The organism is Marichromatium bheemlicum, assembly GCF_012276755.1.
Classification (GTDB): domain Bacteria; phylum Pseudomonadota; class Gammaproteobacteria; order Chromatiales; family Chromatiaceae; genus Marichromatium; species Marichromatium bheemlicum.
In genome coordinates this window covers 62738-87048 of sequence record NZ_JAAXKX010000003.1, presented here as the reverse complement: position 1 = coordinate 87048, position 24311 = coordinate 62738, and the positions used below count along the sequence as shown (strand labels likewise).

Below are 24311 nucleotides of genomic sequence, written 5' to 3'. Positions count from 1 at the left end.
CGCGGTATCGACCCGAACAAGCCCGTCAGGGCCACTTGCAACCGCATCGACCAAGGAGCCACGCAATGACCGACACCAACATCGAACTCAAGCCCGAAGAGCGCACCCAGTGCGAGGTCTGGACCCGCGTCATGGGTTATCACCGTCCGGTCTCGGCCTTCAACGGCGGCAAGCGCGCCGAGCACGCCGAGCGGCGCTACTTCAGCGAGAACCCGACCGATCGCAAGGACGGCGAGCGCGCCGCGGCCTGATCCAGCGATGCGCGATCCAGCCGAGGCCGCCGCACTACGCGTCGGCGGCCTGACCCCACTGACCACCATCGACTACCCAGGTGAGTTGGCTGCAGTGATCTACTGCCAGGGCTGCCCCTGGCGCTGTCGCTATTGCCACAACGGTCATCTGCTCGAGCAGGAGACGAGCGACGAGGAGACGATCGCTTGGGATCAGGTGATCGAGTTTCTCGGGACCCGCCGAGGACTACTCGATGCGGTGGTGTTCAGTGGCGGCGAGCCAACCGCGCAGGGCGCGCTCGCCGCGGCGATGCGTGAGACGCGGGCGCTTGGTTTCAAGATCGGGCTACACACCGGTGGCGCCTACCCGCAACGGCTACGCCGGATCCTGCCGCTGGTCGACTGGGTCGCGCTCGACATCAAGGCCCTCGCCGCCGACTACCCGGCCCTCACCGGGGTACCCGGCTCGGGCGAACCGGCCTGGGAGAGCCTGGCGCTGTTACTCACCGCCGCGGTGGGATTGGAGGTCCGGACCACGGTCCCACCGGATTGGGACCAGCACCAACTGGCGGCCTTGGTCGAGGCGCTCGCCGCCACCGGCGTGGACCACTACTGCCTGCAGCGTTGCGACCCCACCCACAGCCTCGACCCGGGATTGCACGACCAACCCGCCACACCGCTGCGACAACTCGTCGCGGGACTCGACACCAGTCGTTTCACCCAGTTCAAACTGCGTGGAGCCGGCTACTGAGACCCGCTCAGAACAACGCCCTCATCACCGCCTGCGCCTCGGCCACGGTCTGCCCCGCCGGGGTCAGCGACTCGTCGACCTCGAGTACCCGCAGCTCGACCCGAGCCAGCCCGGTATGCAACATACCGAGCGCCTTGGCCGCGCCCTTCGACAGGTCGATCGAGCGACCGGCGACATAGGGACCACGGTCGTTGATGGTGACCACCACCGCCCGCCCATTGTCCTTGTTCCTGACCTGCACCCGGGTGCCGAACGGCAGGGTACGATGCGCCGCCGTTAGGGCGTGCATGTCGAAACGCACCCCACTGGCCGTGAGCCGCCCGTTGAAACGCTCGGCATAATAGGACGCGACCCCTTCACTGACGTTCGCCTCGGCCAGAGCCGCGACGCACAGCAGTGGCAAGACCGCCAGCACACCAAACCAGCGTGTGTTCAAGTGACCTCCTCCGCCTGCTCTCGACCTCCTCGACGACACCTCGGCACCAAGGCCCCGCAGTATCAGGGGAGGTATGGATTCGAAAGCATCGGATTCTAACCGCAGCCAGCCTCAACACGAAGACGCCCGCGCACTGGACACGGCTCAGCGCCCCGCCCCGGCCGTGCCCAATCGCGCGCCCTCACCAATGGTGGTGAAATCGATGCGCGTCCCACGCACCGGCGCAGCCAGGGCCTTGATCAGGGTCGCGTCACGATCGTAGACATCCTCGCGAAAGACCAGCCGTCCCGTGCGATCGGTGGTCACCGTCAGATAGTAGAGCAGTACCGGCAGGGGCCGCTCGAGCTGGAGGTGACGGGTACGCCCGCGCGCGATCAAGCGCTCGAGTCGCTCCCGGGTCCAGACGCTCCCCTCGAGCAGCGCCACGGCCAGCGCCAGCGGCTCATCGACCCGGACACAACCGTGGCTGAAGGTCCGTTGTCGCCGCGAGAACAACCAGCGACTCGGGGTGTCGTGGAGATAGATCGCATGACGGTTGGGGAACATGAACTTGACCCGCCCCAGGGCATTGTCCGCGCCCGGGCGCTGCACCAACTGATAGCGCCGGTAGTTGCCGGCATCACCGCCGCGTCGTACTGCACCGGTACGGCGGTCGACCAGCAGATAGTCCCGCGAGACCCAGCCCATCCCCTTCTGGATCGACACCGGCACCGTCCAGGTCGGATTGAGCACCAGATGATCCATACGATCGCGAAACATCGGCGTCTGGTCCTTGATGCTACCGACGATCGCCCGGGTCGCCCAGACGACCTCGCCGCCGCGCACCAGCTTCACCTGATAGCCGGCCAGGTCGACGAACAGATAGTCCGGCGGCAGTTCGGCATAGAACCAGCGCATCCGCTCGAGGTTGATCCGTGCCCGCTTGATCCGTTGGCCATCGAGCGGGCGGTTGAGCACCGCCAGGGTACGGGGCCCCACCACGCCATCATCGACCAACCCATAACGACGCTGCAGCTCGCGCACCGCCTCGCCGAGCCCGACGTCGAAGTAGCGCGCCGTCTCGGCATCCATCGCCGGCAACGACTCGCCGGCGATCAGGCGCACCCGCTCGCGCACCCCGACGACCCGCTCGCCACGGCTGCCGAGGCCGAGCGGCGGACCGGCAGGCAATGGAGACAGCCCGAGTAGGTGGTCCTGGGCGACATAGTCACGCAATGCACGGCGCAGATCGCGATACCAGAAGGGCAACGAGAAACGCCCGGCCAGGGTCTCGGCCATGTCCTCGGCGGCGAGCGCCAGGCGCATGTCGGCGAGGACCTGAGCCGCCGCGACCGGCGCACGATCATTGCGCTCGGGCGCGACCTGCACCGGGTCGAGCTTGCCGTAACGGGTGTGGTGGACATAGCGCAACAGCGCGTCGCTCAGCAGCAACTCCAGCCCCACCCAGGCCCGTTCGCTGCGTGGCGGGACGATGCTCAGCCGGGTGAGCGTGGCGAGATGGAAGTCATCGGCGGTGAAGCCCTCGGCCTCGGCGCCGGCGAGCAGCCGCGCGAGCGCATCGAGCCGCGCCCACGAGGTCCACACCGGGCGGTGGTCACGCGCGGCATAGAAGGCGGCGAGCAACCTCGACGAGTAAGGCTCACGCCCCTCGGGCAGGGGAGCACCAGCGGCGAGCGCGGCATCGAGCGCGGGCCAGGGCGCAGCATTCGCCGACGGTGTATGGAGGAGGATGAGCAACAACCCCAACGGGGCGGTGCGCCAGCACGCCATCTGCCACCTGCAAAGGCAACGAATACCCTGGCCTCCGTGCCCCTAGCAGACGCCCGTCCTGGCCGCCCGATTCCGTTCATGTCGTCCTCAGGGACACTCACCGACGAGCTGCACCCGCCCCTGCTCATCGACCGATTCGAGCCTGACCTTGAAGCCCCACAGCCGATGCACATGACGCAGCACCTCGTCGGCCGAGTCACCGAGCGGTCGACGATTGTGGCGGAAGTGGCGCAGGGTCAACGAACGATCACCACGCCGGTCGACGTGATAGACCTGCACATTGGGCTCGCGACTGCCAAGGTTGTACTGTTCGGCGAGGGCCTGGCGCAGCGCCCGATAGCCCTGCTCCTCGTGGATCGCGGTGACCTCGAGTTGCTCCTCGCGGTCGTCGTCACGCACCGCGAAGAGGTGAAATTCACGCATCAACCGCGGCGACAGATACTGGGCGATGAAGCTCTCGTCCTTGAAGTTGCGCATGGCGAAATCGAGCACCTGCAGCCAGTCGCCACCGGCGATATCGGGGAACCACTCGCGGTCCTCCTCGGTCGGCTGCTCGCAGATACGGCGGATATCGCGCATCATCGCAAACCCCAGCGCATAGGGATTGATGCCGTTGAAGTAGGGCTTGTCGAACTCCGGTTGATAGATCACCCCGGTGTGCGACTGCAGGAACTCCATCATGAAACCGTCGCCCACCAGCCCCTCGTCGTAGAGATGATTCATCAGGGTGTAGTGCCAGAAGGTCGCCCAGCCCTCGTTCATCACCTGGGTCTGGCGCTGCGGGTAGAAGTACTGGGCGATCCGGCGCACGATGCGCACGATCTCGCGCTGCCAGGGCTCGAGCAGCGGGGCGTTCTTCTCGATGAAATAGAGCAGATTCTCCTGCGGCTCCTCCGGCCAGCGCTCTTCGCGTTGCTCATCGCCGATCTCAGGGCCCGGTGGCAGGGTGCGCCAGAGGTCGTTGACCTGAGACTGCAGATAGGCCGCGCGTTCCTCCTGGCGGCGCTGCTCCTCGGCCATGCTCAGCGGTGACGGGCGCTTGTAGCGATCGACCCCCTGATTCATCAGGGCGTGACAGGAGTCGAGCAGCAGCTCGACGGCCTCCTCGCCATGGCGCTCCTCGCACTCGGCGATGAAACGCCGCGCGAACACCAGGTAATCGATGATGGCATCGGCGCTGGTCCAGGTGCGAAACAGGTAATTACCCTTGAAGAAGCTGTTGTGTCCGTAGCTGGCGTGTGCGATCACCAGCGCCTGCATCGGCAGGGTGTTCTCTTCCATCAGATAGGCGATGCAGGGATCGGAGTTGATCACGATCTCGTAGGCCAGGCCCATTTGGCCGCGCCGATAGGTCTGCTCGGTGGCAACGAACTGCTTACCGAACGACCAGTGCTGGTAGTTGATCGGCAGCCCCACCGATGAGTAGGCGTCGATCATCTGCTCCGAGGTGATCACCTCGATCTGGTTGGCATAGGTGTCGAGCCCGTAGACGTCGCGGGCGATGCGCCCGATCTCGTGATCGAAGCGCTCGAGCAGCGGGAAGGTCCACTCCAACGACTCGGAGATGATGCGTGAACTCATGCCGGTTCCCTCCTGAACAGCTCGCGGAACACCGGGAAGATGTCCTCCATACCATCGATCTCCTGCATCGCGAAGTGCGGGTGCAGCTCCATCACCTCCTGATAGGCGTACCACAGGCTCTGGTGCTGACGCGGGGTGATCTCGACATAGGCGAAATAACGCATCAGCGGCATCAGCTTGTCGACGAGGATGTCGCGACAGATGTTGGAGTCGGAGTCCCAGTTGTCGCCGTCGGAGGCCTGGGCGGCATAGATGTTCCAGACGCTCGGATCGTAGCGCTCGCGGAGAACCTCGTGGGCGAGGTTGAGCGCGCTCGAGACCACGGTACCGCCGGTCTCGCGCGAATAGAAGAAGTCCTGTTCGTCGACCTCCTGGGCGATGGTGTGGTGGCGGATAAACACCAGGTCGATCTGATCGTAGTTCCGCTGCAGGAACAGATAGAGCAGGATGAAGAAGCGCTTGGCGAGGTTCTTGCGCACCTGATCCATGGAGCCGGAGACATCCATGATGCAGAGCATCACCGCCTTGCTGGTCGGCTCGGGCTGCTTGGTGAAGCTCTGATAGCGCAGGTCGAAGCTGTCGATGAAGGGTAGCGCGGCGATCCGCGTCTTGAGCGCGTCGATCTCCTCGCGCAATGCCACCACCCGCGCGTCGCGCTCGCCGGCGCCGCCGGCGAGCAATGCCGCCAGCTCTTCCTCGAGCTCGCGGATACGCGCCCGCGACGGTGCGCCGAGCGCGGTACGCCGCGCGATCGCCCCCTTGAGCGAGCGCACCACGTCGATGTTGGAGGGTGCCCCGTCGGTGGCATAGCCGGCGCGCACGCTCTTGAACTCGGTCGACCCCATGAGCTGGTTGCGCACCAGATTGGGCAGGGCCAGGTCCTCGAACAGCAGGTCCATGAACTCCTCGCGCGAGAGCTCGAAGACGAAGTCGTCCTCGCCACGCCCGTCCTTGCTCGCCTTGCCCTGACCACCGCCCTGCCCGCCACCAGCTGGCGGGCGGCGGATACGATCACCGGTCTCGAACTCGCGATTGCCGGGATAGACCTGATCGCGGGTGCCGCCGCTACTGTGGTGGAGCAGCGGTTCGGAGATGTCGCGCGCGGGGATGCCGACGCGTTCACCGGACTCGATGTCGGTGATGCTGCGCTTGTTGACCGCCTCGGCCACGGAGCGCTTGAGCTGGCTCTTGTAGCGCCGGATGAAGCGCTGGCGATTGACCGCACTCTTGTTCCTACCGTTCAGACGACGGTCGATGAAGTGTGACATAGGACCGCTTCGCTCACCGTTGCTGAGGACCGCACCGGACAACGCCTCCGGCACGGTCGGGGTGCGCCCACCTCGGCGGCGGGCGCCCGTCACCTGCGATCGACTCAGTGCGCCTTGCGCACCCGCAGATACCACTCCGAGAGCAACCGCACCTGTTTGGGGGTGTAGCCCTTCTCGGTCATGCGGTCGACGAACTGGTCGTGCTTCTTCTGCTCGTCGGCCGAGGCCTTGGCGTTGAAGGAGATCACCGGCAGTAATTCCTCGGTGTTGGAGAACATCTTCTTCTCGATCACCAGGCGCAGCTTTTCATAGCTGGTCCAGCGCGGGTTGGCCCCACCGTTGTTGGCACGGGCACGCAACACGAAGTTGACGATCTCGTTGCGGAAGTCCTTGGGGTTGGAGATCCCCGCCGGCTTCTCGATCTTCTCCAGCTCCTCGTTGAGCGAGGCGCGGTCGAGCATCTCACCGGTATCGGGGTCGCGGTACTCCTGATCTTGGATCCAGTAGTCGGCGAAGGTGACATAGCGATCGAAGATGTTCTGACCGTACTCGGCATAGGACTCGAGATAGGCCGTCTGCAGCTCCTTGCCGATGAACTCGGCGTAGCGCGGCGCCAGGTACTGCTTGATGAAGCCGAGATAGCGCTCCTGCACCTCGGGCGGGAGCTGCTCGCGGGCGATCTGGCGCTCGAGCACATAGAGCAGGTGCACCGGGTTGGCGGCGACCTCGGCGTGATCGAAGTTGAACACCTGAGAGAGGATCTTGAAGGCAAAGCGGGTGGAGATCCCGCTCATCCCCTCGTCGACCCCGGCATAGTCACGGTACTCCTGCACCGACTTGGCCTTGGGGTCGGTGTCCTTGAGGTTCTCGCCGTTGTAGACCCGCATCTTCGAGTAGACGCTGGAGTTCTCCGGTTCCTTGAGCCGGGTCAACACCGAGAACTGCGCCATCATCTCCAGGGTCCCCGGGGCGCAGGGCGCGTGCGCGAGAGAGCTGTTGGCGAGCAGCTTGTCGTAGATGCAGACCTCCTCGTCGACGCGCAGGCAGTAGGGCACCTTGACGATATAGACGCGATCGAGGAAGGCCTCGTTGTTCTTGTTGTTACGGAAGCTCTGCCACTCCGATTCGTTGGAGTGGGCGAGGATGATGCCCTGGAAGGGCAGCGCCGAGAGCCCCTCGGTACCGTTGTAGTTACCCTCCTGGGTGGCGGTGAGCAGTGGGTGCAGCACCTTGATCGGTGCCTTGAACATCTCGACGAACTCCATGATGCCCTGGTTGGCACGACACAGCGCGCCGGAGTAGCTGTAGGCATCGGCGTCGTGCTGGGCAAAGCGCTCGAGCTGGCGGATGTCGACCTTACCCACCAAAGAGGAGATGTCCTGATTGTTCTCGTCGCCCGGCTCGGTCTTGGCCACGGCGATCTGCTCGAGTACCGAGGGATAGACCTTGACCACCCGGAAGCGGGTGATGTCGCCGTGGTACTCCTGTAGCCGCTTCACCGCCCAGGGTGACATGATGGTGCGCAGATAGCGCCTGGGGATACCGTAGTCGTCCTCAAGGATCTGACCATCCTCCTCGGGCGAGAACAGTCCCAGCGGCGACTCGAACACCGGCGAGCCCTGGATGGCGTAGAAGGGCACCAGCTCCATCAGCTCCTTGAGCTTCTCGGCCAGCGAGGACTTACCGCCGCCGACCGGACCGAGCAGGTAAAGGATCTGCTTCCTCTCCTCGAGCCCCTGAGCGGCGTGCTTGAGATAGGAGACGAGGTGTTCGATCGACTCCTCCATACCATAGAACTCGGAGAAGGCCGGATAGCGCTTGATCACCTTGTTCTGGAAGATCCGACTCAGCCGTGGGTCGTCGCTGGTGTTGATCAGCTCTGGTTCACCGATGGCCTGCAGCAAGCGCTCTGGGGCGCTGGCATAGGCACCGGGTTCGGTCCTGCAGAGTGCCAGGTATTCATCCAGGGTCAGCACCTCCTCGCGGGAGGCCTCGTAGCGCGCCTGGTAGCGTTCGAAGATCGACATAGACTTACCTCTCCTCGGAACCTGAGTGTGCCTGCGCAATCCGGCTCCGGCTCAGCCGAAGGCTCGGGACGGACGAAACGGAACACAAGAGCCTCCAGGTGGAGCGCAAGATTCAGGCCATCGACCAGCGTCCCCGCTGGAGCGCCTGGAACGACCCGCGCAGATCGGGCCGTCTCGGCAGCGGCGACCGCAGTCTATGACCCAAGCCATGACCACAGGTTCGACCGCTGCGTCTGTTCGGTGCATCGAGACAGGACCTGCCCCGTATCCCGCCTCGACGGGTGTGCCACGCCGGCGCGGCGGCTATCGGGCCGGCCCCACAGGGATGTCGGCAGAGGTGATCGAGGACCGGGTCGCGACCACCGCCGCGCCCCGCTGCCGGGCGCCGTCTACCGACATCACCTCAGAGGAGAAGGTTGGGCAGCGTGGCACACGATTCAACGCGCCTGCGCCCGATCGGCGGCGACCCGACAGGGCCTCAAGCGCTGGCCTTGGCTGCACCACGCAGGTGCAGATACTGCTCCAGGAGTGCACGCGTGGAGGCATCATGCGCCTCGCCCGCTACCCCGGATTTGAGTTCACCGAGGATCACCCCGGCGAGCTGCTTGCCCAGCTCGACGCCCCACTGATCAAAGGAGTTGATCCCCCAGATCGCCCCCTGGGTGAAGATCCGCTGCTCATAGAGGGCGATCAGCGCGCCCAAGGTGAAGGGCGTCAGCTGCGTCATCAGGATGGTGTTGGTCGGGCGGTTGCCGGGAAAGACACGATGCGGGGCGAGTGCCTCGATCCGCTCGTCGGACAGACCGGCGGCCCGCAGCTCGGCGCGCGCCTCATCCAGGGTGCGCCCGCGCATCAACGCCTCGGTCTGAGCGAAACAGTTGGCCATCAGCTTGTCGTGATGATCGCCGAGTTCATGATGGCTGCGCGCGGCGCCGATGAAGTCGGCCGGGATCATCTGGGTGCCCTGGTGGATGAGCTGGTAGAAGGCGTGCTGACCATCGGTGCCGGGCTCGCCCCAGACCACCGGACCGGTGGTGTAGTCGAGGGTCGCGCCGTCGCGCCCGACCCGCTTGCCGTTGCTCTCCATGTCGCCCTGTTGCAGATAGGCCGGCAGCAACCGCAACGACTGGTCGTAGGGCAGCACGGCGTGGGTGCGCGCCCCGGCGAAATTGGCATACCACACCCCGATCAGCCCGAGCAGCACCGGCATATTGCGCTCGAGCGGCGCGGTGCGATGATGCTCATCGATCGCGTGCGCACCCTCCAGCAACTCGACGAAGCGCTCGAAACCCACCGCCAGCGCGATCGGCAACCCGATCGCCGACCACAGCGAATAGCGCCCGCCGACCCAGTCCCAGAACTCGAACATGTTGGTAGTATCGATACCGAAGGCCGACACCCGCTCGGCATTGGTGGAGACGGCGACGAAGTGACGCGCCACCGCAGCCGTCTCACCCAGCGCCGCGAGCAACCAGTCGCGGGCGCTCGCCGCGTTAGTCATGGTCTCCTGGGTGGAGAAGGTCTTGGAGGCGACCACAAACAGCGTCGTCTCCGGGTCGAGCCCGCGCAGCGTCTCGACCAGATGGGTGGCATCGACGTTGGAGACGAAGTGCACCCGTAACTGATCGGTGCAATAGGGTGAGAGCGCGGCGCACACCATCTTCGGCCCGAGGTTGGATCCGCCGATACCGATGTTGACCACATCGCTGATGCGCCGCCCGGTGTGCCCGGTCCAGCGCCCCGAGCGCACCTCGCCGACGAAGCGCTCGATACGGGCGAGCACGCCATTGACACGTGGCATCACGTCCTCACCGTCGACCAGCATCGGTCGATTGCTACGGTTGCGCAACGCCATGTGCAGCACCGCGCGCTGCTCGGTGACATTGATCGGCTCGCCACCGTAGAGACGCGCCTGCCAGCCGGGCAGGTCGGCCGCGCGCGCCAACTCCAGCAACAGACGCAGGGTCTCGTCGGTGAGCAGGTTCTTGGAATAGTCCAGGTGCAGGCCGGCGACCGACAGCCGCATCCGCTCGGCACGGTCGGGATCGCGCGCGAACAGGGTGCGCAGATGGAGCGCGCGCATCTCCTCCCAATGCTGCTGCAACGCCTGCCATTGCGGGGTTTGACTGATCAACGACATGCAGACTCTCCTTGCAAACGTGAGAATGGACGGTCGACCACAGCGCCACCACGCGCCCCGGCGACCACACCGCGACAGCATACTCGGATCACGATGACGACCCGATGTCGGGCGGCCAGCGGCCAGGATGATTGAACCGCAAAGCCGCGAAGGTCGCGAAGAGGGAGAAGCGTCCAGCGATCAGCCTCCAGCCTACCCTCAACCACGGGCGTCCAGAACGCACGCCCGTCGGTGGGTCGCCGGATGGGGGTGCGGACACCGCCGCGGCTGATCCCGCTGGCGACCGTTGGCCGATGGCTGGCGCGGGTGGCTGATGACTGGCGGCTGACCGCTGATAGCTGATGGCTGGCGGCTGGTGGCTGATAGCTGATGGCTGGCGGCTGATGACTGGCGGCTGGTAGTTGAGACCCCCGCCCTCAGCCAGCCAGGGCGTTGCGCCAGTCCTGGTCGTCGCGGTCGAACAGGCGGCTGGCCTCGGACGGGCCCCAGGAGCCAGCGGCATAGGTGTGGATGAACTCGCGCTCGACCGCCCAGCGCTTGAGCACCGGGTCGATCACCCGCCACGCCCACTCGACCTCGTCGGCACGCAGAAAGTGGGTACGATCGCCGGTGATGACATCGAGGATCAGTGCCTCGTAGGCGTCGATGTGATCCGGCGGCAGGCCACAGCTGCTGGCGTCGAGCCGCTCGGTCTGGGTACGCAGCTCCAACCCCGGGTGCTTGACCTGCAGCTCGATGCGCATGCACTCGTGCGGCTGGATGCCGAGCAGCAACCAGTTCGGCCGCAGCCGCTCGATCGCGGTGTGCTGGAAGAGCTGCTGGGGCGGGTGCTTGAAGCGGATGGCGATCAGCGACTCGTTGCTCGCCATCCGCTTACCGGTACGCAGGAAGAAGGGAACGTTGCGCCAGCGCCAGTTATCAATATAGAGCTTGAGTGCGGCATAGGTCTCAGTCGTGCTCTCCTCCGCCACCCCGGGCTCGTCACGATAGCCCGACACCGTCGTCTCGCCGATGCGACCGGCGCCATACTGGGCGCGCAGCGCATGGGCATGGACGGCATCACGGGCGATCGGTCGGATCGAGCGCAGCACCTTCACCTTCTCGTCGCGCAGCGCGTCGGCATCGAGACTTGCCGGCGGCTCCATCGCCACCAGGGTGAGCAACTGCAGCAGATGACTCTGGATCATGTCGCGCAACGCACCGACCCCGTCGTAGAAACCGGCGCGCGCGCCGATCCCCTGGGACTCGGCGTGGGAGATCTGCACATGGTCGATGTAGTGACGATTCCACAACGGCTCGAGCAACAGGTTGGCGAAGCGGAACACGAGCACGTTCTGCACCGTGCTCTTGCCCAGATAGTGATCGATACGATAGATCTCCTCGCGCGGAAAGACCGCGCCCAACCGTTGCTCGAGCAACCGCGCGCCCTCCAGATCCAGGCCGAAGGGCTTCTCCACCACCAATCGCGACCAACCGCCGGACCGATTCGCGAGACCGGCGGCAGCGAGTCGCTCGGCGACCCCGGCATGGAACTCGGGGGCGATGGCCAGGTAGCTCAATAGATTGCTCGGCGCCTTGGGCAGGGCCCGCAGGCATTCGGCCAGCCGCGTGAAGTCCTCGGCGCGCTCCAAATCGAGGGTGACGAAGGTCAAGCGCTCGAGCAGACGCTGCAGCACCGCCTGCTCGCAGGTGCGCCGCTCGGCCAGCGCTGCGCCGACCCGGTCGCGCCACACCTGACCCGTCCAGGGACGGCGACCGACACCGACCACGCGGGTGGCCGGGTGCAAGCGCCCGGCCGCCTCAAGCCCATAGAGCGCAGGCAACAGCTTGTGCTCGACCAGATGGCCCGTGGCCCCGAAGATCAATAGGGTGCAGGGATCGGACATGGCTGGATTATCTCGCGAGTGCACAAATATGCTAATTTGATGGCTGTCACTCTATTGCCAAGCCGGAAGCGGCCCTTCCCGCCGCACTCCCCCGAGCCCAAGGACCGTTCATGGAGCCCCTCGTTCCCCCGACCTCCCCTGCCCAGTCGAACCCCGGCGGGCTGCGCATCCTCGTGGCGAGCAGCGAGGCCCATCCGCTGATCAAGACCGGCGGGCTCGCCGACGTGGCCGCAAGCCTGCCCGTGGCCCTGCGCCAACTCGGCCACGACGCGCGCCTGATCATGCCAGCCTATCCGAGCGCGCAGCGCCAACTGCGTGCGTCCAAGACGCGTTGTGAGCTGCGAGTCCCGGACGCGCGCACCAGCGTGCGCATCATCGAGGGCCTGCACCCGGACCACGATCTGCCCGTCTACCTGGTCGATGCGCCGGATTACTTCTACCGCGAGGGCAGTCCCTACACCGATATCAGTGGTCGCGACTGGGGCGACAACCCGGAGCGCTTCCTGCTGCTGTGTCGTGCCATCGCGCAGCTCGCCATGGGGTTGCCGGCCGTCGGCTGGCAACCTGATGTACTACACACCAACGATTGGCAGACCGGCCTCGCCCCAGCGCTCCTCCACGACCAACCCGGTCGCCCGGCCACCGCCTTCACCATCCACAACCTCGCCTACCAGGGGTTGTTCGATCGCGCCACCTTCGACCGTATCGGCCTGCCGGCGGCGTTGTGGAACGTCTCCGGGATCGAGTTCCACCAACGCATGTCCTTCATCAAGGGGGGCATCGTCTTCTCCGACCGGGTCAACACCGTCAGTCCAACCTACGCCGACGAGGTTCGCACCCCGCGCTTCGGTTGCGGGCTCGACGGTCTGCTGCGCCAGCTCGGCGGGCGCTTCAATGGCATTCTCAACGGCATCGACTACCAGGAGTGGAACCCGACCACCGACCCGGTGATCACCCGGACCTTCGATGCCGAGCACTTTGCCATGAAGGTCGAGAACAAGCTCGCGCTACAGCATGAGTTCGGGCTGCCGCGCCACGAGACGGCCTTCCTGCTCGGTTATGTCGGGCGACTGGTCGAGCAGAAAGGCGTCGATCTGATCCTCGCCACTCTCCCCGTGCTCCTCCAGGACCCGAACATCCAGGTGATCCTCCAGGGGGCCGGTGACCGGCACACCGAACAGGCGTTGCGCGAGGTCGCCAGCACCTATCCGCGTCAAGTCGGGGTCTTCATCGGCTATGACGAGGAACGCGCCCACCGCATCGAGGCCGGTTGCGACAGTTTCCTGATGCCCTCACGCTTCGAGCCCTGCGGGCTCAACCAGCTCTACAGCCTGCGCTACGGTACGCCACCGATCGCCCACCGCACCGGCGGTCTGGCCGACACCATCACCCCGGTCGCAACCGACACGCTCGCCGCTGGCACGGCCACCGGTTTCCTGTTCGAGCGCTCACGCCCGGAGGAGCTCCAGGCCGCACTCGATCAGGCACGCCACCTCTATCGCGAGCAACCGGAGCAATGGCGCCGGCTCGCGGTCACGGGTATGGCACAGGACTTCAGCTGGGAGGCCAGCGCGCAGCGTTATCTACGGCTCTACGAAGCGGCGCTGGAGGAGAGACAGGCCCAAACCGACGCGCTGTCGGCCTGAGCCCGGTGCTCAGGCTCAGGCGGCCTGGGCGGGGATGGCATTACCGGTACGCAGCACCTGATTGTGCTCGTCGAGATAGACCAGCGCCGGCTTGTGGGCGTTGGCCTCGGCCTCGCTCATGGCGGCAAAGGCACAGATGATCACCCGATCACCGGGCGCGGCCTTGTGCGCCGCCGCACCATTGACCGAGATGATCCGCGAGCCGGCCTCGGCACGGATCGCATAGGTGGTGAAGCGCTCACCGTTGGCGACGTTGTAGATCTGGATCTGCTCGTACTCGCGGATCCCGGCCAGCGCCAGTAGTTCGTCGTCGATGGCGCAGGAGCCCTCGTAATCCATCTCCGCATGCGTCACGCAGGCGCGATGCAGCTTGCTCTTCAGCAAGGTCAATTGCATGTGTCCAATCCTCTGATGGGCCCCGACCGGGGCCAGGCCCGTCGTCACCCGACGACGGACATTCGATGTGATGACCAGGCTAGTCTAGCGCGTCCCCTGCTGCGGCGCAGCATCGAACACGCAGCGCGTTCGGGAACGGCCTGACCGAACGCCCCGAACGCGGAAGGATCAGCGTCGTACCCGACGGTTGTCGATCAACCGAGCGCGACCCAAGCGAGCCGCCGCGAGGATCACCAGATCGGCGTCCCCACCGCCGGGCGCGGCCAGATCGGCCGCCCGACAGACCTTGAAGTACTCGGGCACAAAGCCCTCGGCCTCGAGCGCCTGCCTGGCGGCCTGCTCCAACTCGGCGAGCGGACGACCGGTGCGCACGCCCGCAGCGGCATCCTCGAGCACGCGGTTGAGCGCCGGCGCCCGAGCGCGCTCGGCGCTACTGAGATAGGCGTTACGCGAGCTGCGCGCCAGACCGTCGGGCTCGCGCACCGTCTCAACGCCATGGATCTCCACCGGGATCGACAGGTCCTCGACCATCCGCCGGATCACCAGCACCTGCTGGAAGTCCTTCTCACCGAACACCGCCACGTCCGGTTGCACCATATTGAACAGCTTGCAGACGATAGTCGCCACGCCGACGAAGTGTCCGGGACGGCTAGCACCACAGAACTGCTCGGAGATCCCCGGCACCTCGACCCGGGTCTGCCCCGCCTGACCATGGGGGTAGATGGTTGCAACCGCGGGTGCGAAGAGCAGGTCGCAACCGCCGGCAGCAAGCTTCTCGCGATCGGCCTCCGGGGTCCGCGGATAGGCATCGAGGTCCTCATTGGGACTGAACTGCAGCGGGTTGACGAAGATGCTCACCACCACCCGGTCGGCGCGCTCTGCCGCCGCTCGTACCAGGGCCAGATGCCCCTGATGCAGATTGCCCATGGTCGGCACCAGGGCGATGCGCTCGCCGGCCGCGCGCCACTCGGCCAGGCGCGCGCGCAGGTTGGGAAGATGCTCGATACGCTCCATTGATCTCTCGGTTGATTCAGATCGACGCACGGGACCGGGGGACGGTCCCACGGATGCCGCGCCACGCGCACCGCATCGACCGAGGATCATCGGTCATCGACGCCGTGTTCGCCGCGACATTCGGCAATGTCCAACAGACAATAAGGACTCCGCATGGGGGCGGGTCCACCTGCAGCCCTCGAGGCTGCGAGCCCGACCCCAGAGCGGAGCCGGGAGACGACCGTCACCCGGCCCGAGCCCGGGCGCCAGGGACGACGGCACACGCCCGGCCGGAGTCACGGCCAGGCGCGGAATCGAGACGTGCACGCCGCCTAGTAAGCGGTCTCCTGGGGACCGGGGAACTGGCCCTCGCGCACGGCGGAGATATAAGCATCGACGGCCTCACGCACCGCCCCGCCAGCGGCCATGAAGTTGCGACTGAAGCGCGGCGCACGCCCGGGATTGAGCCCGAGCATGTCCTGCAGCACCAGCACCTGCCCGTCGCACTCGACCCCGGCGCCGATACCGATCACCGGGATCGTCAGGGTGCGCGCAATCTCGGCGGCGAGTGCCTGGGGCACGCACTCGAGCACCAGCAGCGAGGCCCCGGCATCCTGCATTGCCAGCGCATCGTGACGGATACGCTCGGCCGAGGCGTGATCACGGCCCTGGAAACGGTAACCGCCGAGCTGGTTGACCGACTGCGGCTGCAGCCCGAGGTGGGCGCACACCGGGACACCCTGCGTAACCAGCAGCCGCACGGTATCGAGATAAGGCTCGCCCCCCTCGAGCTTGACCATCTGCGCGCCACCCTCTTGCATCAACCGCGCGGCGCTCTCGAGTGCCCGCTCGGGCGTGGCATAGGACATGAACGGCAGATCCGCGACCACCAGCGCACGACTCGCCCCCCGGGTGACGCAGGCGGTGTGATAGACCATCTGGTCGAGGGTCACTGGGACCGTGGTCGAGTGCCCCTGCAGGACCATCCCCAGCGAGTCGCCAATCAGCATCACATCGACCCCGGCCTCGTCGAGCAGGCGAGCGAAGGTGGCGTCGTAACAGGTCAGGACAGCGATCCGCTCGCCGCGGGCCTTCATGGCGGCGAGGGAGGCGACAGTGATCGGTGAAGCGGACATCGGCGACTCCAGAAATAGGTCTCGAGATAAGGGATAAGTACCGCAGACGCGCTACTGCGCGCCCTTGGCCGAACCCGCGCCGGGCTCGGTTCCACCCTTGGCGGCACCCGGCTTGCGCCGGCGACGCCGCCGCGGACGACGACGTCGCGCACCTCCCTCGACCATGCCCGCACGTTCCTGACCGCTGGCGTCCTGGAAGCGGGTCCACCACTCGGCCAGCGTGCGATCGACCTCGCCGGCCTCGGCGCGCAGCAGCAGGAAGTCGTAGGCGGCACGAAACCGCGGATGGGTCAGCAACCGGAACGGGCGCTTGCCCTCGCGCTGCTCGAAACGTGGCTGCAACGCCCAGATCTCGCGCATCGGCAACGAGAAGCGCTTGGGGATCGCGACCCGAGACTGCTGCCGGGCACAGACCTCGGCGCTGGCCAGCAGCACCGCCTCGTTGATCGGCATCCCCTCGGCGACCATCCGCTCGATCCGTGAGCGCACCGGCTCCCACAACAGGATCGCAAACAGGAAGGCCGGGGTGACCGGCTTGCCTGCCTGGATGCGCGTATCGGTATTGGCGAGACCGCGATTGACCAGGGTGACCGGGAAGTCGTGCTCCTCGCTCGCGAGTGCCGCCTCGGTATCCGGGAAGAGCAGCGCGAAGAGTCCATAATGACGCAGCTTCTCGAAGACGTCGAGTCCATAGCCAGCGTGGAAGAGCTTGATCAGCTCGTCGAAGAGTCGCGCCGCCGGCACCCCATCGAGCAGGTGGCCGAGCTCGAACAGCGGCCGTTCGGTCGCCTCCTCGATGGAGAAGCCGAGCTTGCAGGCGAAGCGCACCGCGCGCAACATCCGCACCGGATCCTCGTGATAGCGCTGCTCCGGGTCACCGATCAGGCGCAACCGGCCGGCCCGCAGATCGGCCAGGCCATCGGCATAGTCGATCAGTGAGAAATCTTGGATGTTGTAATAGAGGGCGTTGATGGTGAAGTCGCGCCGCAACGCGTCCTCGGCGATGGTGCCGTAGGCGTTGTCGCGAACGATCATACCGTTCTCGACGCAACGCTCACTAGCATCCTCGGTGCCAGCGCCATTGCCTCGGAAGGTGGCGACCTCGATGATCTCGCGGCCGAAGTGCACATGGGCCAGGCGAAAGCGCCGCCCGATCAATCGGCAATTGCGAAAGACCTGTCGTACCTGCTCGGGGGTGGCATCGGTGGCCACGTCGAAGTCCTTGGGCTCGTGCCCGAGCAACAGGTCGCGCACCCCGCCGCCGACGAGGTGGGCTTGATAGTTCTCCTGCTTGAGCCGGTACAGCACCTTGAGTGCATTGGCGCTGATATTGGCGCGCGAGATCCCGTGCTCGGGTCGCGGCACGATCAGGGGCGTCGTCGCGGACGAGGTCCGCGTGATGTCGTTATCGGATTCCTGCATCACCGTTATGGGCGCATTCCTTGGGCGCTGAGGCGGGGTCTGCGAGACCGTCCCGGGCCGGGACTCGGGGCGACACCGCCGGTTGGAAGAAAGAGAGTAACAGACACTTGTACTCCTGCTTGATCCCGGTATAATACGCGCTTCTTTGTCGCGCCGCTCCCTTCGTCTAGTGGTTAGGACGTCGGCCTCTCACGCCGGTAACAGGGGTTCGAATCCCCTAGGGAGCGCCACATACCGAAAAGGGGTCTTGCCTTAGGCAAGACCCCTTTTTTCATGCCTGCAAAACGGCTTTGCAAAAGGTCCCTCCCGACAGCACCGACGCCGACCGGGATCCGACGGAGCCCGGTCGGTGGGAGACTACATCGGGAACCCGCCCCCCGGCGGCATCCCGCCGGGCGGGAACCCACCGCCACCGGGGAAGCCGCCGGGCATCTTGCCTTGCATGGCGCGCATCATCTTGGCCATGCCGCCACCCTTCATCTTCTTCATCATCTTCTGCATCTGGGTGAACTGTTTGAGCAGCTTGTTCACATCCTGCACCTGGGTCCCCGAACCGGCAGCGATACGCCGCTTGCGCGAGCCCTTGATCAGCGCCGGGAAGCGGCGCTCATGCGGGGTCATCGAGTTGATGATGGCGATCAGCTTGCCCAACTCCTTGTCGCTGGCCTTGTCCTTGAGGTGGTCGGGGACCTGGTTCATCCCCGGGAGCTTGTCCATCAGCCCCATCATGCCACCCATCTTGACCATCTGGTCGAGCTGCTCCTTGAAGTCGGCGAGGTCGAAGCCCTTGCCCTTCTTGAGCTTGCGCATCAACTTCTCGGCCTGATCCTGGTCGACCTTGGACTGCACCTCCTCGACCAGCGACACCACGTCACCCATGCCGAGGATGCGCGAGGCGACGCGATCGGGGTGGAAGGGTTCGAGCGCGCCCGAGCGCTCGCCGGTCCCGAGGAACTTGATCGGCTTGCCGGTGATCTGGCGGATCGACAGCGCCGCACCACCACGCGCGTCACCGTCGGTCTTGGTCAGCACCACGCCGGTCAGCGGCAGCGCCTCGTCGAAGGCCTTGGCGGTGTTGGCCGCGTCCTGACCGGTCATGGCATCGACCACGAACAGGGTCTCGACCGGGTTGATGGCAGCGTGGACGGCCTTGATCTCGTCCATCATCGCCGGATCGACGTGGAGCCGGCCGGCGGTATCGACGATCAGCACGTCCTTGAAGCGCTTGCGCGCCTGGGCGAGTGCGGCGGTGGCGATCTCGACCGGGTCCTGCTCGCCACTGCTGGGGAAGAACTCGGCACCGACCTCACCGGCGACGGTCTCGAGCTGATCGATGGCCGCCGGACGATAGACGTCGCAGCTCACCACCATCACCGACTTCTTCTGCTTCTCCTGCAGCCAGCGCGCGAGCTTGCCGACACTGGTGGTCTTGCCCGCACCCTGTAGGCCAGCCATCAACACCACCGCCGGCGGCTGCGCCGAGAGATCGAGTGACTCGTTGGCCTCGCCCATCAGCGCGACCAACTCGTCATTGACGATCTTGATCAACACCTGCCCTGGGGTCAGACTCTTTGATACGGCCTCGCCCAGCGCCTTCTCACGGACCTCCTCGACGAAGCGACGCACCACCGGCAGCGCCACGTCGGCCTCGAGCAGGGCCATGCGCACCTCGCGCACCGCGTCCTTGATGTTGTCCTCGGTCAGGCGCCCCTGACCACGCAGGTTGTTCAGGACGCCGGCGAACCGGTCCTGGAGATTCTCGAACATGCTCAGCCTCGAAGTCTTTGCCGCGCCAGGCGCGGGTGATGAAAAGTCCCGTGCCACCACGGCTTACAGCTCAGCGTGCGAGTATAATGCAGCGCTTGCGGCGGACTCTACAGCCCGGCGCCAGGTACGGTCGGGGCAGCGCCCCGGCCCGAAAAGCACACCGTCCCCGCTGCTCGGGCCACGGCATCAGCCACGGCCACGCTCGTCACGGCGGCAAGTGTCGTTGTCAACCGCCCCATCACGAGGGCATGATTGGGCCCATGCAACACACCATCGTGCCGACAGATTCGAGCGCCGATCAGCGCGGTAGCAGCGCCGGTCACCGCACCGCACCGCCCTCGCATGATCCCCGCTCAACAAGGCGCTGGCGCTCTCGGGGCCAGCGTCAGGCGCCCCAGCGATCGCCCACCCACAGGCCGGCAAGGATGTCACCAGCTGCGCCGTATTCGTCCCAACGCCTTCTGCGAATGTACCACCTATGAGCCATCCCCTTCTCTCCGTCGTCGCCACCCTCTGCTACCTGGTCGCCGCCGCCTTCATCGGGCTGCGTCTGTTCAAGTCGAAGGATGGCTGGATCCCGCAACGGGCGCTCGCGCTCGGCATCGGCTTCCTCGGCTCGGCACTGCATGCCTGGCTGCTGTGGGAGACCATCTTCAGCCACGCCGGCCTCAACCTCGGCTTCTACAACGCCCTAGCGCTCACCTCCTGGACGGTGATCGCGCTGCTGCTGGTCTCGAGCCTGACCAAACCCGTCGACAACCTGGGGCTGATCCTGCTGCCGGTAGCCGCCCTGACCCTGGTGCTCGCGGCGATCTTCAGCGAGGTCAGCTTCATGCACCCGACCGCCTCCTGGGCGTTGAAGATCCATGTACTGCTGTCGATGCTCGCCTACAGCCTGTTGACCCTGGCCGCTGGCCAGGCGATCCTGCTCGCCATCCAGGACCGCCATCTGCACCGGCGCCAGCCCGGCGGCTTCGTCCGCACCCTGCCGCCGTTGCAGACCATGGAGAGCTTGCTGTTCGAGATGATCAGCGCCGGCTTCGTGCTGCTCACCCTGGCGCTGCTCAGCGGCTTCGCCTTCCTCGAGGACATGTTCGCCCAGCACCTGGTGCACAAGACCGTGCTCTCGGTGCTCGCCTGGCTACTGTTCGGCGGCCTGCTGATCGGGCGTTTCCTCAAGGGCTGGCGCGGACGCACCGCGATCGTCTGGACGCTGGGCGGCTTCGCCCTGCTGATCCTCGCCTACTTCGGCAGTAAGGCGGTGCTCGAGCTGATGATCATGCCGTCCTGAACACGGCACCGAGCCTGACCGGCAGGCCCCGGCAACCGGGGCTTGCCTTCGCCCCCGATCGGGCGCACAATTGCACCCGCCCAGCCGCTCACTCGCAGCGGTGACGGCAATGATCATGGGGCCGTAGCTCAGCTGGGAGAGCGTCGCGTTCGCAATGCGAAGGTCAGGGGTTCGATCCCCCTCGGCTCCACCAACTTCCCGCCCGTCAAGACCCCCCACTGCGACGCCGACAGTCGTACACGACGAGCTGCCGTGATGGTAGCGCGCTCCCCTGTAATCCCGTTATCGTTGGGCGATCGCCTTAATCTGCGCAGGGAAACGGGATGGCACGACCGCAAGGGCCGGAGGCCGGATACTGCAAGGCGTCCAGGGCAGCACTGCTATACGCCATGGTCGGCGCACTCTGGATCCTTTGCTCGGACACGCTACTGGGGCTGTGGATCGAAGACCCAGGATTACTCCAGTACGCTCAGCTCGGCAAGGAACTCGCCTTCGTCCTCGCCAGCGCGACAGCGCTCTTGCTGCTGCTGCGCCGCAACCACCAACGCCACCTCGCCCACCTCCGTCAGGACGCCTGCCAGCGCGCCCAACTCCGCGAACTCAGCCAATTCCGTGAGCGGATCATCGACAGCGCCAACGTCTGGATCAATGTCCTCGACAGACACGGACAGGTAACCGTCTGGAACCAGGCCGCCGAACGCATCACCGGTTATGGACGCGAGGAGGTCCTGGGGCATGATCGGATCTGGAAGTGGCTCTACCCCGATCCGGTCTACCGCGCCGAGATCCATACCCGGGTCGACGACATGTTGGTCCGCGCCAAGAAGTTCAACGGGTTCGAGAGCCGTATCCGCGCCCGCGATGGCAGCACCAAGGTCATCCTCTGGAACGCCGGACGCTTCTACGACGAGCAGGGCCATGTCAACGGGTTGATCGCTATCGGTCGCGATACCACCAAGCACAAGCTCGCCGAGCAGGCGCTCGTAGAACATGAGCGCCAACTGGCCACGCTGATGGCCAACCTCCCCGGCATGGCCTATCGCTGCCGCGACACCACGCACTGGACCATGCAGTTCGCCTCCCAGGGGTGTCGTCGACTCACCGGCTACGCCCCCGAGGACTTCATCGACAGTCACCGTCTGACCTTCGCCGCCATCATCCACCCCGAAGATCGTCAGACACTCGCCATCGAGATCGCGCGAGCACAGACCGAACGGCGCCCCTTCGCCGTCGAGTACCGCATCCGCCACAAGGATGGACGCGAGATCTGGGTCTGGGAGCAGGGCCAGGCAACCAAGGTTGGTGAAACCTGCCTACTCGAGGGCATCATCATCGACATCAGCGAACGCAAGCGCATGGAGCAGGCGCTCGCACAGCTGGCCGCCCGCGACCCGCTCACCGGGCTCTACAACAGACGAGAACTCGAGCAACAGCTCCAGGCCGAGCTGGCCAGTGCAGGGCGTTACCAACACGCCCTCGGCCTGCTCTGGCTCGACATCGATCACTTCAAGTCGATCAATGATCGCTTCGGTCACCTTGCCGGCGACGCCGTACTACGCCAGCTCGCCGAGCTGCTCCAGGAGCAGGTCCGAGCAGCAGACTACATCGCGCGTTACGGCGGCGAGGAGCTGGTCATCGTCTTACCCGAAAGCGATGCCGAGGAATCGCTGCGTCTGGCCGAACGACTCTGCACCACAGTGGCCACAACCCCGCTCAAGATCCCTGAGCGCCCCCCGATCAGGATCAGTGTCAGCATTGGGGTCGCGGCCTTCCCGGCACATGCCACCGACATCGACACGCTGTTCAAGATCGCCGATCAGGCGATGTATACCGCCAAACAACAGGGACGCAACCGGGTGCATCTGGCCACCCTGACGTCGCTCCATGATCGCCAGAGCCCGGAGTGCACCGCATGACCGAGAACCTCACCCTCGACCCGACCACGGCCCCGGATTGGCTACGTGCCCGCGCCGCGCAACAGACCCGGCACGTCGCCTTCACGCTACAGCGCGGCCCCCTGACCGACAATGGCGCCACCCCCTGGTACGCCACCCTCGGGCTCGGGACCCCACCGCAACCACTGCGCTTCATGCTCGACACCGGCACCCTCAACACCTGGGTCACCGCCAGTTGTTGCGCCAGCGACGCCTGTCGGGCACACCGCGCCTTCGCCCCCGAACGTTCGAGCTCCTATATAGCCCGACCAGCGGCACCGACCCAGGTCTCGTTCGGTCCCTGGGGGAAGATGGGGGTGGTGTTGGGCGAGGAGTCCTGCCGACTCGACCTCGTCGAGGCGAGCAGCAGCCCGGCCACGGTGCACGAGCAACGGCTCGACCTCTATCTCAGTGTCAGCTACGACGGCGCCCAGTTCGCTGGACTGGCTTGTGACGGCGGGCTCGGTATCCCCGCGATCCCCTGCGAGACCCCGAGCGCACTACTCGAACAGCTGCGCCACCAAGGGGTGATCGATCATGCCATCGCCGCCTTCCGCTTCGATGCACAACGCGGCGAGGGGCGCTGCCTGATGGGGGCGGTCGAGCCTGAGCGCTTCGACCCGAGCACCCTCGAACTGCTACCGGTGATCCCAATCGATGGCGAACTCCACTACCTCTGGACGGTACGCCTGGACCAGCTGCAGATTGGCGGCGAGACCCTGGCTGGCGCCCTGCCACTGGCGCTCGACACCGGCTCGTCCTGCTTCAAGGGCGGACGCGCCATCATCGCGCGCATGCGCGCGGCGATCACCGGACACGGCCGTCGACCACCACGCATCACCGATCCGACCGCGTTCGCCGACTACCCGGAGCTTCGCCTGCAACTCGGCGACAGCAGCTATCGACTCACGCCCCAGGACTACTTCATGCCACTCAATGGCGGCTGGGAGATCGGGGTGGAATACTTGGAGGGGCTTCCCGACGAGCTGCTGGTAGCCGGCTCGGTGTTCCTCGACCACCTCTACAGCATCTTCGTCTTCGATCCCAACCCCACCGGTCAGCGCATGGTCGCGCTCGCCCAGCCACGCCGCGCCTCACTCAGCGCGAGCGGGCGCTGGCGCAACGCGTTCGGCTCCACCCTGGAGATCGGCACCATCGCCGCCGACGGCACCTTCCGTGGTCAGTACCGCTCCGACACCGGCGCCAGCGGCGTCTATCCGGTGGTCGGGGTGGCCGACCCGCAACCTGCAGGGGAATCGATCAGTTGCGCCTTCTCGGTGAGCTGGCGCAGCCTCGAGGGCGACCACGACCCCTCCTGGCACTGGGTCTCAGGCTTCGTCGGTACGGTCCAGCTGCGCGACGGCATCGAGACGCTCGACACCAGCTATCTGTTGCAGCGCGACATCACCCCGGAGACGCCGGAGTGGATGGCCACTGCGATCTATCCCTCGACCTTCAAACGTGTCAGCGACTAGCCGCCAGCCGCCAGCCGCCAGCCGCCAGCCGCCAGCCGCCAGCCGCCAGCCGCCAGCCGCCAGGAAGTTTGGACAGCAAAGCCGCGAGATACCGTCTTGCCCGTCAACCGTCGATCATGCACACCAGCCTCCCCTACTGGAGGCTGGAGGCTGATCGCTGGA

Annotated in this window: 18 protein-coding genes and 2 tRNA genes; 8 read left to right on the top strand and 12 right to left on the bottom strand. The window is 65.8% G+C overall.

What is annotated here, in order from left to right; genetic code table 11:
• Positions 1 to 65: 65 nt before the first annotated feature.
• Both nrdD and HF203_RS03625 read left to right on the top strand, forming a co-directional pair.
• Entirely contained in the window at positions 66 to 251 is a 186-nt protein-coding gene (gene nrdD, locus HF203_RS03630; RefSeq protein WP_168666667.1) for an anaerobic ribonucleoside-triphosphate reductase, read from the top strand.
• Between the two features lie 7 nt (positions 252 to 258).
• Entirely contained in the window at positions 259 to 981 is a 723-nt protein-coding gene (locus HF203_RS03625) for an anaerobic ribonucleoside-triphosphate reductase activating protein (RefSeq protein ID WP_168666665.1), read from the top strand.
• A gap of 7 nt (positions 982 to 988) precedes the next feature.
• Here HF203_RS03625 and HF203_RS03620 read toward each other — a convergent pair whose 3' ends face one another.
• The 7 genes from HF203_RS03620 to zwf form a co-directional block, all read right to left on the bottom strand.
• Positions 989 to 1417, bottom strand: coding sequence for a septal ring lytic transglycosylase RlpA family protein (locus HF203_RS03620; protein ID WP_168666663.1), 429 nt, complete (start codon positions 1415 to 1417; stop codon positions 989 to 991).
• Between the two features lie 144 nt (positions 1418 to 1561).
• Positions 1562 to 3187: a L,D-transpeptidase family protein gene (locus HF203_RS03615; RefSeq protein WP_168666661.1), complete on the bottom strand. Its 1626-nt coding sequence runs from the start codon at positions 3185 to 3187 to the stop codon at positions 1562 to 1564.
• 87 nt (positions 3188 to 3274) lie between these two features.
• A complete protein-coding gene (locus HF203_RS03610; protein ID WP_168666659.1) occupies positions 3275 to 4768 on the bottom strand; it encodes a SpoVR family protein in 1494 nt (497 codons plus the stop codon).
• Entirely contained in the window at positions 4765 to 6036 is a 1272-nt protein-coding gene (locus tag HF203_RS03605) for a YeaH/YhbH family protein (RefSeq protein WP_168666657.1), read from the bottom strand. The genes HF203_RS03610 and HF203_RS03605 overlap by 4 nt, the downstream gene beginning before the upstream one ends.
• A gap of 104 nt (positions 6037 to 6140) precedes the next feature.
• Positions 6141 to 8063, bottom strand: coding sequence for a PrkA family serine protein kinase (locus HF203_RS03600; protein WP_168666655.1), 1923 nt, complete (start codon positions 8061 to 8063; stop codon positions 6141 to 6143).
• Positions 8064 to 8541: 478 nt separating this feature from the next.
• Positions 8542 to 10203, bottom strand: a complete 1662-nt coding sequence (gene pgi, locus HF203_RS03595; RefSeq protein ID WP_168666653.1) for a glucose-6-phosphate isomerase — start codon at positions 10201 to 10203, stop codon at positions 8542 to 8544.
• Positions 10204 to 10619: 416 nt separating this feature from the next.
• Entirely contained in the window at positions 10620 to 12089 is a 1470-nt protein-coding gene (gene zwf / locus HF203_RS03590) for a glucose-6-phosphate dehydrogenase (RefSeq protein ID WP_168666651.1), read from the bottom strand.
• Between the two features lie 110 nt (positions 12090 to 12199).
• Between zwf and glgA the strand changes: the two genes are divergently transcribed.
• Positions 12200 to 13735 carry a glycogen synthase GlgA gene (gene glgA / locus HF203_RS03585; RefSeq protein ID WP_168666649.1) on the top strand — a complete coding sequence of 512 codons (1536 nt, stop codon included), beginning with the start codon at positions 12200 to 12202 and terminating at the stop codon, positions 13733 to 13735.
• 15 nt (positions 13736 to 13750) lie between these two features.
• On the opposite strand, the gene panD is transcribed toward glgA, so the two are convergent.
• The 4 genes from panD to pcnB form a co-directional block, all read right to left on the bottom strand.
• Positions 13751 to 14131: an aspartate 1-decarboxylase gene (gene panD / locus HF203_RS03580; protein WP_168666647.1), complete on the bottom strand. Its 381-nt coding sequence runs from the start codon at positions 14129 to 14131 to the stop codon at positions 13751 to 13753.
• Between the two features lie 168 nt (positions 14132 to 14299).
• Entirely contained in the window at positions 14300 to 15145 is an 846-nt protein-coding gene (panC, locus tag HF203_RS03575; RefSeq protein WP_168666645.1) for a pantoate--beta-alanine ligase, read from the bottom strand.
• Between the two features lie 311 nt (positions 15146 to 15456).
• Positions 15457 to 16260, bottom strand: a complete 804-nt coding sequence (gene panB, locus HF203_RS03570) for a 3-methyl-2-oxobutanoate hydroxymethyltransferase (RefSeq protein ID WP_168666643.1) — start codon at positions 16258 to 16260, stop codon at positions 15457 to 15459.
• Between the two features lie 51 nt (positions 16261 to 16311).
• A complete protein-coding gene (gene pcnB / locus HF203_RS03565; protein ID WP_210424619.1) occupies positions 16312 to 17682 on the bottom strand; it encodes a polynucleotide adenylyltransferase PcnB in 1371 nt (456 codons plus the stop codon).
• 155 nt (positions 17683 to 17837) lie between these two features.
• Between pcnB and HF203_RS03560 the strand changes: the two genes are divergently transcribed.
• A tRNA-Glu gene (locus tag HF203_RS03560) sits at positions 17838 to 17912 on the top strand.
• Between the two features lie 127 nt (positions 17913 to 18039).
• Here the strand turns inward: HF203_RS03560 and ffh are convergent.
• On the bottom strand, positions 18040 to 19449 hold the full coding sequence (gene ffh, locus HF203_RS03555; RefSeq protein ID WP_168666641.1) for a signal recognition particle protein: 1410 nt from the start codon (positions 19447 to 19449) through the stop codon (positions 18040 to 18042).
• 478 nt (positions 19450 to 19927) lie between these two features.
• Between ffh and HF203_RS03550 the strand changes: the two genes are divergently transcribed.
• From HF203_RS03550 to HF203_RS03535, 4 genes are all read left to right on the top strand, one after another.
• Positions 19928 to 20740, top strand: coding sequence for a cytochrome C assembly family protein (locus HF203_RS03550; RefSeq protein ID WP_168666639.1), 813 nt, complete (start codon positions 19928 to 19930; stop codon positions 20738 to 20740).
• A 117-nt stretch (positions 20741 to 20857) separates the two neighbouring features.
• Positions 20858 to 20933, top strand: a tRNA-Ala gene (locus HF203_RS03545).
• A gap of 130 nt (positions 20934 to 21063) precedes the next feature.
• Positions 21064 to 22656, top strand: a complete 1593-nt coding sequence (locus HF203_RS03540) for a sensor domain-containing diguanylate cyclase (protein WP_168666637.1) — start codon at positions 21064 to 21066, stop codon at positions 22654 to 22656.
• The gene (locus HF203_RS03535; protein WP_168666635.1) at positions 22653 to 24149 is read left to right on the top strand and encodes an avidin/streptavidin family protein; all 1497 of its coding nucleotides are present in this window, start codon (positions 22653 to 22655) and stop codon (positions 24147 to 24149) included. Before HF203_RS03540 ends, HF203_RS03535 begins: the two co-directional genes overlap by 4 nt.
• Positions 24150 to 24311: the final 162 nt, after the last annotated feature.